The sequence below is a fragment of the Paenarthrobacter sp. YJN-5 genome (assembly GCF_015040095.1).
GTDB lineage: Bacteria > Actinomycetota > Actinomycetes > Actinomycetales > Micrococcaceae > Arthrobacter > Arthrobacter ureafaciens.
Window position 1 is genome coordinate 3354615 of sequence record NZ_CP053544.1, and the last position, 12791, is coordinate 3367405.

At 60.9% G+C, this 12791-nt stretch carries 10 protein-coding genes; 4 read left to right on the forward strand and 6 right to left on the reverse strand.

Going from position 1 to position 12791, the window contains the following annotated elements:
* Positions 1 to 161: 161 nt before the first annotated feature.
* Positions 162 to 587 carry an Hsp20/alpha crystallin family protein gene (locus tag HMI59_RS15645; RefSeq protein ID WP_021474099.1) on the reverse strand — a complete coding sequence of 142 codons (426 nt, stop codon included), beginning with the start codon at positions 585 to 587 and terminating at the stop codon, positions 162 to 164.
* Positions 588 to 731: 144 nt separating this feature from the next.
* On the opposite strand from HMI59_RS15645, the gene HMI59_RS15650 reads away from it, so the two are divergent.
* Both HMI59_RS15650 and HMI59_RS15655 read left to right on the forward strand, forming a co-directional pair.
* On the forward strand, positions 732 to 1175 hold the full coding sequence (locus HMI59_RS15650) for a MerR family transcriptional regulator (protein ID WP_193591808.1): 444 nt from the start codon (positions 732 to 734) through the stop codon (positions 1173 to 1175).
* A gap of 123 nt (positions 1176 to 1298) precedes the next feature.
* A complete protein-coding gene (locus HMI59_RS15655; RefSeq protein WP_227471407.1) occupies positions 1299 to 2192 on the forward strand; it encodes a hypothetical protein in 894 nt (297 codons plus the stop codon).
* 158 nt (positions 2193 to 2350) lie between these two features.
* Here HMI59_RS15655 and HMI59_RS15660 read toward each other — a convergent pair whose 3' ends face one another.
* The 5 genes from HMI59_RS15660 to HMI59_RS15680 all read right to left on the reverse strand — a co-directional run bounded on the left by HMI59_RS15660 (position 2351) and on the right by HMI59_RS15680 (position 10461).
* On the reverse strand, positions 2351 to 4171 hold the full coding sequence (locus HMI59_RS15660; protein ID WP_193591809.1) for an FG-GAP-like repeat-containing protein: 1821 nt from the start codon (positions 4169 to 4171) through the stop codon (positions 2351 to 2353).
* A 288-nt stretch (positions 4172 to 4459) separates the two neighbouring features.
* Positions 4460 to 5719 carry a plasmid pRiA4b ORF-3 family protein gene (locus tag HMI59_RS15665; RefSeq protein WP_193591810.1) on the reverse strand — a complete coding sequence of 420 codons (1260 nt, stop codon included), beginning with the start codon at positions 5717 to 5719 and terminating at the stop codon, positions 4460 to 4462.
* Between the two features lie 306 nt (positions 5720 to 6025).
* Entirely contained in the window at positions 6026 to 7276 is a 1251-nt protein-coding gene (locus tag HMI59_RS15670; RefSeq protein ID WP_193591811.1) for an APC family permease, read from the reverse strand.
* A gap of 19 nt (positions 7277 to 7295) precedes the next feature.
* Positions 7296 to 9857, reverse strand: coding sequence for a helix-turn-helix transcriptional regulator (locus HMI59_RS15675; RefSeq protein ID WP_227471408.1), 2562 nt, complete (start codon positions 9855 to 9857; stop codon positions 7296 to 7298).
* 400 nt (positions 9858 to 10257) lie between these two features.
* Complete coding sequence (locus HMI59_RS15680) at positions 10258 to 10461, reverse strand: cold-shock protein (RefSeq protein WP_021472668.1); 204 nt, start codon at positions 10459 to 10461, stop codon at positions 10258 to 10260.
* A gap of 288 nt (positions 10462 to 10749) precedes the next feature.
* Between HMI59_RS15680 and HMI59_RS15685 the strand changes: the two genes are divergently transcribed.
* Complete coding sequence (locus HMI59_RS15685; protein ID WP_166187220.1) at positions 10750 to 12204, forward strand: DUF3375 domain-containing protein; 1455 nt, start codon at positions 10750 to 10752, stop codon at positions 12202 to 12204.
* Positions 12201 to 12791: a DUF4194 domain-containing protein gene (locus HMI59_RS15690; protein WP_021472670.1), complete on the forward strand. Its 591-nt coding sequence runs from the start codon at positions 12201 to 12203 to the stop codon at positions 12789 to 12791. The genes HMI59_RS15685 and HMI59_RS15690 overlap by 4 nt, the downstream gene beginning before the upstream one ends.

The window sequence follows — 12791 nt, forward strand, 5'->3', positions numbered from 1 at the left end:
TTTCGGGAGGCAACGTCGGGGGCCGTGTTTCCGCTGCGCAACAAGCGCTATGGCGTGGCGCGAAGCCTGCGCCCATTTTTCCGATGCGGCCGGTCTGATGCTCCCGCTTGCGCGCTCCGTCGGTGGCCACCCCCGGGGAGGCCCCGGCGGAGCGGGTTCGATTATGCGTTGATCTCTTGGCGCTGTTGTCCGTTGGCCGAGATCTCGATGCGCCGCGGCTTAGCCTTCTCGGCGACCGGGATACGGAGCGTCAGGACGCCGGCGTCGTAGCTGGCCTTGACGCCGTCGGTGTCCAGGGTGTCACCGAGAATGAGCTGCCGGCTGAAGACGCCTTGGGGGCGTTCAGCCGCGAGCATCTCGGTATCCTCGCCGGCGAGTGACTTTCGTTCGGCCTTGACGGTCAGGACGTTGCGTTCGACGTCCAGCTCAATCGACTCGGGGCTTACACCAGGCAGGTCGAGAGCGACGATGAATTCTTCACCCTCTTGCCATGCATCCATCGGCATGCCGGCCGGGCGTGCTGTTGTGCCAAAAACCTGTTGTGCGAGCCTGTCGAATTCGCGGAACGGGTCAGTGCGCATCAGCATTGTGGTTCTCACTCCTTCAAATCTTGATGCGATTCTGTTGTGGTTCCAACCTTCCAGATCTGTGGTGGTTGGTATAGATTTTTTATAGCACTCGCATGAGAGTGGTGCAAGTGGTTTCTCAAGAGATTTTTTGGAGTGAACTTGATGGCTGGTTTACAGGGGCCTTCCAAGGAGTACGACGGCGGTGGGCCGGGTGCCGGGGGCACTTCGGGCGGGGGTTCCGCACCGGACGGCGCGCCGGGTTCGCGGGACGACCAAGGTGTCTATGCCATCTCCGTAGCGGCCCAGCTGGTGGGCACAGGGCATCAGAACCTGCGGCTGTATGAGCGCAAGGGCCTTCTCACGCCGGAAAGGACCGACGGCGGCACCCGGCGCTACAGCGAACGGAACCTGAAGACGCTGCGGCGGATCGGGGCGCTCCTTGATGAGGGACTGAACCTGGCCGGCGTGAAGCTGGTGCTGGAACTCGAGGAAGAGAACCGCGGATTGGTGGAAGACAACCGTGGGCTCTCGGAAGACAACCGCGAGCTGCGTGCTGACAACAAAGGGCTGCGGGCGGATCTAAAGAAGGCGCGCGGCGGGGACTAAATGCGCTGGAGTTCAGTCAATACCACAAAAGAATAAACTCTCCGGGGTGTCATAAATATGCCGGGATGTTGGGGCTTCGTGTCTAAAAACCCTGGAAACGTTGTGCTCTGTCATAGTTATGCCATGACAACTCCAGAGCTCCCGGGGGACGGCGCTCAGCATCCCTCGCCCCACCCTTATCAACCGCCCTATCAGCAGGCCGGTAATGCCCCTGCATATACAATGCCGGCGCCGCCTGTTGCACCAAAAAAGCAACTCAATGTTCTTGGACTGATCGCACTCATAACCGCAGTGCTGGGATTCATCTTTGCGTGTGTTCCTGGCGCTCTTATAATCGGCTGGGTCCTGCTTCCCATCGCCTTCATCCTGGCTATCGTCTCCCTTTTCCTCAAAGACAAAGCCAAATGGATGGGAATCGCGGCCCTCATCACCTCCGTTGTGGGCACCATCGTAGGGTTCATCGTCTTCACCGCGGTGGTCGCTACCTCCTTTGACAACGCCTTCGGCAGCGGAGATACCACTGTGGTGGCGCCTTCCAACGAGGCGGGAGCCACCACAGGCGCTCAAACCAACACAAACGCCGGTGCTGGAACCCGAGAGAATCCATACCCAATCGGCTCGGTCATCGAGTCTGACGAATGGCGCGTGGTAGTCAACTCGGTGACGCTCGCCGCTACCGACGCCGTGGTAGCTGCTAACTCGTTCAACGACCCGCCCGCTGCGGGGTCGGAGTATATTCTGGTTAATTACTCCGTCACTTATAAAGGGGACGACCCTAACGGCCAGACCCCCATGTTCGTCTCAGTTGATTACGTAACCGCAGATGGCACAACGGTGGACGGGACCGAAAAGATGGTCGTGGCACCCGATTCCATCAACAACTTGAGCACGCTGTACAAGGGTGGCACAGCCACTGGCAACGATGCCTTTGAAGTTCCGAGCGCGACAGCCGGAGACGGCGTTCTTGCAATTCGAGCAGGCATGTTAAGCGACAAGGTATTCGTAGCCGTAAAGTAGGCTCCCTCAGCAAGACATAGGAATGCCCCGGCGAGAAATTGGTTCTTCGTCACTAAACCCACATCGGGTAGTGGTCTCAAGTATCCAACTCTTGCCGGGGCATTCGTCGTCCTAATAGTCGTGTCTCAATTCCTCGAATCATTGAGACAATGTTCGTCTTACAGAATCGCCGTCATTCCGTTCCACCCCGTGCCCACCCGGCTGGCTGACGGCCACGCCGTTCCTCCGGCGCCGGAGTACAGCCACAGCTCACCCGCAGCGTTGCGGGCAAGGACGTCGGCCCGTCCGTCGCCGTCGAAATCCCCGGCTCCGACCAGGGAGTTCATGACGTTCCAGCCCTGGCCGATCGTCTGTCGTGGAAGCCATCCACCGATGCCGTTCGGCGGGTAGAGCCACAGAGCGCCGGAGCTGTCGCGGGCAGCGAGGTCAGTGACGCCGTCGCCGTTGAAGTCCGCTACGCCAGTGAGCTCGGACATGCCGTTCCAACCTGACCCAATCCACATCCGCGGGAGCCAGCCGCCACGGCCGTCTCCCCGGTAAAGCCACAAAGTCCCGCTAGCGTCCCGCGCTGCAACGTCAGCGAAACCGCCACCGTAGAACGAACCGATGCCGACAATCTCGGTCATGGCGTTCCATCCCTGGCCAACAGCAACCCGCGGAAGCCAACCACCGGACCCATTGCCCGGATACAGCCAAAGCACCCCGGCACTGTCACGAGCCAGGACGTCGGGCAGAGCGTCACCGTTGAAGTCACCCGGCGATACCAAGACCGTCATCACGTTCCAGCCCACGCCCACTTGCGCACGGGGAAGCCACCCACCGGATCCGTTGCCCGGATACAGCCAAAGCGCTCCGGCAGCATCCCGGGCCAGGACGTCCGAGTGCGCGTCGCCATTGAAGTCGTTCTTCACCGGAGCGGTGACGTCAGGATCGATGATGGACACCGACGAACTGTTGTTGTTAGCCACATACACCTGACCCGTGGCTGCGTTCACGGCAGCGTCAATGGGCTCCTGGCCCGTAAAGACCGAACTCATCCGAAGCGTGTCGCCGTCCACCACCATCACTCCCCTGCCGGACAGGCTCGCGTACGCCTTGTTATTGGCCGGGTTAAGCACGATGTCCCGAATGCGCGATGCAGTCCGGAGCTGGGCGACCTGCTTCTTCGTCGCGCCATCAATGACTTGAACAAAGCCATCGATCGAGGTGCTGTCACCAGCCACGTAGACCGTGTTCGTCACCGGATTCACGGCAAGCTGACCGACCAAGTTGGCCGAAGGGATGGTATCCGTCACCGTGTCTGTAGCGCCGTCGATCACGCGAACCCCGGCACCATAGCGGCCCAGAGTTGTGAAGTAGATCTTGTTCGTCCCGGGGTTTACCGCGAGCGCCAAAATGCCGCCGGCTCCGATGTTGACGGAGGCAGTTACCGTTCCGCCAGGTCCCAGAACCTGGATTGTTCCGCCGGACAGGACGTACACCTTGCCGGTGGCCGGGTTTACGACGATGTCCTGCGCTCCCCCCGAGAGCGACACTGACGACGTAGCCAAGGTGGAACCATCAATGATGGTCACCCCGCTTTTCACGCCAACGTAGATCTTGTTCGTCACCGGATTGACCGCGACAACACCCGGCGACGAGCCAACAGGCACGGATGCAACTGCTCGGGAAACGCCGTCCACCACCGCAACTGACCCGTCGGTCTCACTGACGTAGATCTTGTTCGTTGCCTCATTCACGGCAACGTCTATGGGTCGGTCTCCCTGGTACAGAATCCCCGCTGACTCCACACCGTCCAGCACGGAAACACCATAGTCCGTGGCTACATAGGCCTTGCCGGTCACGGAGTTCACGGCCACTGCTGATGGCTTAGTGCCGACGGGAACTACGTCAGTAACCGCGTCCGCGATGGCCGGCGAACCTACCAGCCCTAGCGAACCAACCAGCGCCAGCCCAAGCCCGACGGCGACAGACCGCACCGCCGCTGGGCGCCGCCGTCGTCCGTGACTAAGCGCGCGTAATCCAGCCCCGACTGCACTCATTGAAAAGACCCCCAGCATCAGGAACGCCCCAGCGCGTCCGTAGACCGTGAGTCTATCGCCGGCCTGTGACAAAAAGGAGAACCTGCTGTTTACCTACTCTTCCCTTTGAGGGCATCTGTTCGAAGGCAGCCGGCCAACCGTCGGGACGAGCGTTGAAGCCGTGGGGACGATGAGCACGTTGGGCGGTGAATCGGGTCAAGCAGAATCCTTGCCGATTCAGCCACGTCAGCGGTGGCTGGCGTCCAAGCGTCGCTGCACGTCCAGCAAGAACTTGATGCCGGCGTCGGATAGCTTCGGCTCTGGGCCTTTCCACATGCGGGAGCCCCAAAGAGCCAACAGGCCAAGGGGCCGCCGTACGTCCAAATAGAGATCGCGGGCCAGGTCCAACGGGATGCCGCCGTTGCCGTCCTTCATGACAAAGCCGCGGAAAGTAAGCTCGGAGCAGACCACCTCGTCGATCGTCCTCCAGTCTGGTTTTGTTCCAGTGAGCTCCCAATGAACAAGGAGCCTCATCACCACATCGTCCGCAGGTGTGTCCGGGGACGCGAGCCGGTCCACCACGAATTCCCAGAGCGCCGCGGGGTCCTGCACCACACGACGGCCCAGAGGAGTGAGCAGCAACTTGTTCTTGCTCTTCCGCAGCAGCTTCCACCGTTGCAGCTGTTCCCGGAGGTCCATGACATGGGGAATGTTGACCTCGTTGCGGCCGGACCCGAACCAATCGTCGTCCCAGTTGAGTTCAGTCATCATCCGCTTGATGATCGCCGGTTTAAGCCATCCTGCCGATGTGAGGTCCAGCCCGTCCGGATCGGCTTCCCGCAAAAGCCAGAGGAGGGGTGCAAGGACCTCGTTCCTATCTTCCGGCGTGGGTGGCTTCGCCCAAAGCCTGCGCGCAAGTCGATCCAGCGCCGTATTCACGCCCTCCAGGTCAAAGGCGGATGGGTCGAACCCGGTGGCCTTCTCCCCGGTCACCGTTTCGAACCAGGAAACGGCATTCCGATGTTCAGGATGGTTCGGATCTCCTATGACGCGGACTACGTTGGCGTATCCGTGCACACCGCCGGAGTCTTCCACCGGCCCGCGCATCGCGCCGCCAGTGCAGAGCACGGTATCGGCCGGTAGCTCTGCTGCCCCGATGACATCTATCTGGTGAGTCCAGCTGTCACCGAAGTCGTATTCGTACTCGAACGCCGACTTACCGGGCGAGGACGGGTTGAACAACTCAACCAGCCCAACTTCTGCCGAGGATTCTGTACCTTCCGGTGAGTCGTCGTCGAGCATCCCAATGGCTCGCCGCTTTCCCCCGGGCTCCGTTCCGTAAAAGATGTAGAGATGTGCGTTGTTCCAGCCGAACACCGCCTGGATCGCCTCGTGCAGATCGGCAAGGGTTGCGCTCTCCGGGACTATCAACTGCCGCCAGATAGCCGGCTCAGTTTCGCTGATGGTGATGCGCAATTTGACGGCGGGTACCCGGGTGTCAGTCATACGGCCATTCTGCCAGCCGGGTCCGATCAGGCGGCCAACACGAGCCCCCACCACCTAGAGAGCCGCTCTGACCACCTAAATTTTGGACCGCGGGAAGCGAAAGCACCTGAAAGGGTCCGGAATAGCCCTCTTCCACCACCTAGAAAAACAAAACCGACACCTAGGCCCAAAATCTGCCCGTACTCTCGGAGTGTGCTTCCGGAACGGGAGACCCGGTGTCCGGCGGGAACCCCCATCCGTTCCAGGCGTAGGGAGCACAAAGCACGGCTCCATCGTTCCTAACCCCATGGTGGAGCCGTGCCCCACCTATCGAGTCCGCAGCCGCACCATCCGGTACACGATGCCGACGACGAACATGGCCACGCCCAGCGCCACAGACAGCGGCGGCAGCGTAGCAACCAGCGCGACGCACGCAGCCGCACCCAAAACCTGCAGCACCTTCGGATACCGTCGGTCCGCGTCGGGCTGCGTAAACGCGGCAATGTTAGCCACCAGGTAATACAGCAGCACCCCGAACGACGAGAACCCGATGGCCCCTCGAAGATCCGCCACGACTATGACCAGGCAGATCACGACGGCGATGGTGAGTTCGGCCCGGTGGGGAACCTTGTAACGGGGATGAACGGCGGCGAGGGCGTGCGGAAGATCGTGCTCGCGTGCCATGGCAAGACTCGTTCGCCCCAAGCCGGCAATGAGTGCCAACAACGCGCCGAGCGAGGCAACGGCAGCCCCGACGCGCACCACCGGCGAGGCCCACGCCAAGGTCCCGCTCTCGACGGCGGCCGCCAACGGCGTCGGGTTACCGGCCACGCCGTCGGGCCCCAGTGCTGAAAGCAAGGTCACGGCGATCACGGCGTAGACAACAACGGTGATGCCCAGCGCAATAATGATGGCCTGGGGGATGGTCCGCCGCGGCTCCATGACTTCCTCGCCCATGGTCGCGATCCTCGCGTACCCGGCGAAAGCAAAGAAAAGCAGCCCGGCCGACTGGAGTATCCCGTACCAACCGTTCGCCAGCAGCCCTTCGCCCAGCACGTTGTCGAGCGCCGGCCCGGACCCGCCCCAGCACGCCGCAACTGCCACCGCCAAGGCAGCCAACACGGCAATGACAAGGATCCGGGTCAGGCCCGCTGTCCGCGTCACCCCGTGATAGTTCACAGCCGTGAGAATCACGACGGCGGCAATCGCCACCGGTCGCTCCCAACCGGGAGGCGCGGCGTAGGCGGCAAAGGTCATTGCCATGGCCGCGGCGCTGGCGGTCTTGCCGATGACGAATCCCCAGCCTGCCAGGAAACCCGGCCATGGTCCGAGCCGCTCGCGGCCGTAGACGTACGTGCCACCGGATGTGGGATAGGCGGCAGCCAGCTGGGCTGACGACGTCGCGTTGCAGAAGGCCACGAACGCGGCCACAACCAACCCCACCAGCAAACCTGATCCGGCCGCTGCGGCTGCGGGCGTGAAGGCCGCGAAGACTCCGGCTCCGATCATGGAACCGAGGCCAATGAGGGAAGCGTCGAATGTACCGAGTCTGCGGGCCAGGGCGGGAGGGTTGTTCACCCAGCCAGCCTATCGAGGATCACTTGGGCGGAAATGTATTACCCACCAGGATGAACAAACTTGTCCTTGACGAGGCTCCCGTCTTCCGGAGGGCATTGGAGATGTGGTTTTCCACCGTCCGTGCACTGATCCTGAGCCTCTCCCCGATCTCCACGTTGGACAGGTAGCCGGCAAGCGCTGCCACCTCGATCTCCCGTTCAGTCAGCGAGCTGGCCTCGAACGTGTTGAATGCCAGCTGTTCGTTGGCACTGGGGAATCTGGCGGCAAAGGATGACGATGCCTTGGCCAACGCTTCGGCTGCGGCATTGTCCCCTTCCACCACGCGTCGTTTGAGGGCACTCCTCAGGAGCATGCCGATTTGGTACACGTCCGTGTCCGGCTCGTAATGCTTCAGGAGAAGGCCAAGAAGCTGATGGTCTGCCTCCACCACGGCAGAGGCGATGGCGGTGAACTGCTCGTGGACGGTGACTCCGCTTTCCCGGACTATCCGCTGCAGCAGGTCCAACACCGGACGCCCGGGGACGAGGCAGGTGAACAGCATCGCGGCCATCATCGCTTCCAGAGTGTAGCCGCTCCTCAACTGCTGCTTGATGAGCCTGCTGGCTTGCCGATCGAAGCCGGCGGGCTTTTGGTTCTCCTTGGCAATGAGCACGTAAACGCCCTTGCCCACCCCAGGCAACGGCCCGACGTCGGGCACTCCCGCCCGCGCCTGCGCGGCAATGGACACTGTGGCCGTGGTTGTGGTGGTCGCCTGCCGCAGGCCGGCGAGGCGGAGCATGGCGTCATAGAGAATGTCCACCACGAAGCCCGGTCGCCCCATGGCAAAGACGCTGCTCATAAGGTATTCCGCCTCGTCGAAGTGTCCGCTGTACAGCAACCCGTGGGCGGCGACGTAGCTGCTGGTCACCACGCCAAACTGGTCCAGGTTCTTCCGGGCCTCGGCGCGCCAATCGAGCGCGAAGACCAGCGATTCATCCACCCTGCCCACTGCGAACAGTCCGAAGCCTTTGATGAATGGCCGCAGGTGTGGGAAGAGTTCGTCATCCTCTGCTTCATCAACAATTCGGAGTGCTTCGAGTGGCTTGCACCTGTACAGCTCCAATAGCGCGCGGGTCAGGACTGCGAGCGTTCCGGGCTTCTCCTCGGAACTTCCATCCGGCGAACTTCCCGCATCCGGCGGCGGCACCCGCCCGTGGGAGGCACTGAGGAACTGGATGGCCGCTTCGGCTTCTGCTTTGTGCGCCGGATGCGCTTCGGCAAACTGCAGCAAAACCTCGACGGCGGAGCTCAGGCCGCCTGCCGGCATCGCAAGGAGCGCCTTCGTGATGGTGAGGAAGAGCAGGTCGGCGGGATCGGCGTCGTGCGTTGATGTTTCGTTGACGACGCGCGCGGCCCGTAGCGGGTCCACCGGGGCTCCCCAGTAAACGCGCAGCAGGGCAGCTGCGTTGGCGGCCGTCTTGTTGAGCTCCCAGCGTTCGAAGCGCGACCGTTCGCGGACGGCACTGTGCTCGTGGAAGTGTCTGGCCGTGACGGCGTCATCGTTGCCGCGTTCCGAACGCAACGCCGAAAGCACCCGAGGGAGGCAGTCCGCCGTGGTGGCTTCGATACCGGGTATCTGTGGTGTGGAGTCGAGCATGCCGGCGATTTTGCTTCTCAACATGTGCCGATCGCGGAGAGTGCGTCTGCCCCGGAAATAGTCCACGATCATCGGTGGGCTGATGGCTGCGATGGTGCCGTTGTGGTGGTCATCCATGATGGAGAGGAATCCCTGGCGTTCAAGGCTGTCCAAGGCGTCCGCGGAGACGATCTTCTGCAGGACATCAATCCGGGCAGTTCCGAGGATAGCCATGCTGTGCAGGGCGGTGACGTCCTCCGGCGGAAGCTCTGCCAAAAGAGCCTCGACGGTCCCACGGAGGTGGTCGTTCCACAGGGATGTGCCGGACATCTGCCATGTTCCATCGCGCCGGACAAGGAGGTTGCTCAGGGAAGCCGTTTCCGCGATCCGTACGACGAGCCGCGGGTTGCCGCCCGATTTGGTGAGGATTCTGGCAGTGGTATCAATGTCAGCAGGACCGCCCAGCACGCGTGCTACGAGCGCGTGGACCTGCTCGTAATGCAGCGGATCCAGTTGGAGGACAGCCTCACGGCCTTGATTGAGAACTGCCAATTGTCCACGGGTGAAAGCGTGCGTTTCCGGTACTGTGGCGATCATCGGCGCGGCCGACTGTTGCCTGACCGCTTCCAGGACAGCCAATGACTCATTGTCCAGCAAGTGAAGGTCGTCCACGAGCAACAGATGTTTGCCGGCTTTGGCGAGCTGGCTGGCAAGAACGTCCGCCAGGTCCAGCACTCCGCTGCGGCCAGGCCGCATCTCCATGCCGAGGCCTTTGACGGCGGCGTACGGGATGGCCCGGTGGGTCCTCAGTCCGGTGACCGCGTGAATGGTGAACCCGGTCTTCTCCAGGTTGAACACCGCGCTGGAGGCAACCGTTGTTTTGCCGCTGCCCGGGGCACCTACGATGCGCACGCCGATGCCATGCCCCACGTAATCGAGGATGCGCTGAACTTCTGTATCGAACACCCGATCCAACCTTCTGTTTCCCACCATCACCGGCATGTGGCTCACCCCGGAGACTAAAGCCGAAAATCGGGACTAGGGGTCCAAAAGGGCCCTGCACAGGCCGATTGGACCGGAAAAGCGGCCTGTTTCCTGCGAATTAGGTGGTGGTTCGAATCCTCTAGGTGGTGCAACTGTGGTTGGAGTTGGGTCTGGTTCATGGTCGGGCAGATCATCGGTACCCCTTGCGTATCGGCCTGTTGAACTCAACGTTATGGGCCTCCGGAAGCAAATTACATGGGTGTAATTCGCTATGTGGATATGTGTTCTATGGGCACCCGACCCAGTAGTACATATATACGAAGGGCACGACAAAAAGCAGGGCCGGTCATGAGACCGGCCCTGCTTTTGAGTTATCCGAAGACTAGATAGCCTGGATGTTCACTGCCTGGGGACCCTTGGGGCCCTGCTCGACGTCGAAGGAAACCTTCTGGTTCTCTTCGAGGGAGCGGTAGCCCGAGGAATTGATTGCGGAGTAGTGAGCGAAAACGTCCTGGCTGCCATCTTCCGGGGAGATGAAGCCGAAGCCCTTTTCAGCGTTAAACCACTTGACGGTACCTGTAGCCATAATTTCAGTCCTTACTGAAGGTGGAGATTGTTCCCGACTTTCGGGTCTCCGGGTGTGGGGTGTTCTCCACCGTTACTTCAGTAGACCGCGATCCAAAGGACCGCGGGGACTGCCTGAACTACGAAATGCCAAACACAACAACACCGTCAAGTCTACAGACTTCTGCGGGGATAGCTAGTGCTGGAGCAGATTAATCAATCCGATGGGGGTTAGAGCAAGAAGAAACTGTCAGGGATCTGGCTTAGCCTTTGAAACAGGAACCCTGTCCAAGGCAAGAAGGACCAACTGTTGAAGGGCCAGATGGACTACTACGCGATCAACGCGCTGCGCGAAAAGCATCCAGGCTGGGCATTGCTTCGAGCCCAAAACGCGCCCCTCGCCCTGCACTTCTTCATATCCGCCTTCACGGACCCCAATCAGCGGAACGTCGGGCGCCAACAACTGATCGACGTTCTGGACGACGTCTTGTTCGGCGTGCGGGAGACCTATGGGGAGGAGAAGTTTCCGCGCAACGCCTCGGAGTACCTGGATGACTGGGCGGCGTCTGAGCGCGCTTGGTTGCGAAAGTACTACGTCCAAGGCGAAGACGAGCCGCATTACGACCTCACACCGGCGGCTGAAGACGTGGTGCGGTGGGTTGAGAGCCTCAAAGGCCGCGAGTTCGTGGCCACCCAATCGAGGCTGACAAGCATCTTTGCCGTGTTGAAGACCCTCGTACAGCAGTCAGAGACAGACCCGGACGTGCGATTGGCTGAACTTCAACAGCAACGGGACCAGATTGATGCCGAGATGCAGCGGATTCGTGAGGGAGACCTCAAAGTCATGACTGCACCGGAGGCCCTGGACCACTTTCAACAGCTCACCACCCTGGCAAAGGACCTGCTCTCCGACTTCCGCGAAGTCGAGCAGAACTTCCGGAAACTGGACAGACAGGTCCGTGAGCAGATTGCTACGTGGGACGGCAGCCAAGGAGAACTCCTGGACTCGATCTTCGCCAACCAGCAAGACATCGGAAGCTCGCTCCAAGGCCGCACTTTCCAGGGTTTCTGGGACTACCTCATGTCTCCGCAGCTAAGGAGAGAACTCAACGACCTCCTCCACAGGGCTACCCAGATCGAGGCGTTGGCCCGGATGGATAACCTCCACACCATCACCAACCTCCACCAGGATTGGCTACCCGCAGTGGAGCAAACTCAGGCCACGGTTAGACAGCTCTCACAACAGATGAGACGCCTCTTGGACGACAAAGTCTTCCTCGAGAACAAACGCATCATGCAACTTATCCGAAGCATCGAGGCGAACGCGCTGGACCAACGGGACCAGCCGCCGTCGAACTTTGCCATGGAGATTGAAGCGTCCTCCGTGGACGTCGCCTTACCGTTCGAGCGGCCTCTTTACGAGCCGGGCAGCCGCGTGATGGTGATGGATGATGTTGTTACCGCGGATGATCAGGACCTGGATGCGAGCGCGCTGTTCAGTCAGTTTCATGTGGACCGTGAGCGCCTGAAATTCAATATCGAAAGTGTCCTCGAGGAGGAGAGCCAGGCGACGCTGGCGGACATCACGGCGGCCCATCCGTTGTCCCAAGGGCTCGCGGAGATTGTGGCGTACTACCAGCTCGCTGCGGAGTCGGACTGGGCCAGCATCAACCCCGAAACTACGCAGCGCCTCCATTGGACTTTGGAGGATGGCAGCGTCCGGGAAGCAGTCATCGATCAGATCATTTTTGTGAGGCCGGCATGAATACTGCAAGCGAAACGTCCAGCCCGGAAGAGTTGCCGGGAATCGTGACCAAACTGTTCAAGGGTGTGGTCTACGCGGAGACGGATGAGAAGGTCTGGCAATCGCTGCTCGCCTTGACGTCCCAGGTGCGCGATTATGTGGCAGTGCTGGGGCTGAACCTGATTCTAGACGAATCCGAGGGCTACGCCTTTCTGAGGTCCCGGGAGGATCCCGAGGGCACGCTCCCGCGGCTCATTCCCCGCAGGCAGCTTACTTTCGATGTGAGCTTGCTGCTTGTTTTACTCAGGAAACGGTTGTTGGAGTTCGATACCAACAGCAGTGAACTCCGGTTGATCATGACCGAAGAGGAGCTAAAGGACATGGTGGCAGTGTTCCTGCCCGAGTCCAGCAACGAGGCCAGGATTCTGGACCGGCTAGGCACCAACATCAAGAAGGTGGTGGAGCTCGGCTTCTTGAGGAAGCTCCGCGGCGAAACGGGGACTTACGAGGTAGCGCGCATCTTGAAGGCATACGTTGATGCTCAGTGGCTGGAAGAGTTCGACGCGCGGCTGGCCGACTACCGTGAATCACTCACCGGAAGCAAATAA

Bases quoted from the DNA above. Each gene is read 5' to 3' on its own strand.
- HMI59_RS15645 (WP_021474099.1), bottom strand. From the start codon at position 587: ATGCTGATGCGCACTGACCCGTTCCGCGAATTCGACAGGCTCGCACAA.
- HMI59_RS15650 (WP_193591808.1), top strand. From the start codon at position 732: ATGGCTGGTTTACAGGGGCCTTCCAAGGAGTACGACGGCGGTGGGCCG.
- HMI59_RS15655 (WP_227471407.1), top strand. From the start codon at position 1,299: ATGACAACTCCAGAGCTCCCGGGGGACGGCGCTCAGCATCCCTCGCCC.
- HMI59_RS15665 (WP_193591810.1), bottom strand. From the start codon at position 5,719: ATGACTGACACCCGGGTACCCGCCGTCAAATTGCGCATCACCATCAGC.
- HMI59_RS15680 (WP_021472668.1), bottom strand. From the start codon at position 10,461: ATGGCTACAGGTACCGTCAAGTGGTTTAACGCTGAAAAGGGCTTCGGC.
- HMI59_RS15690 (WP_021472670.1), top strand. From the start codon at position 12,201: ATGAATACTGCAAGCGAAACGTCCAGCCCGGAAGAGTTGCCGGGAATC.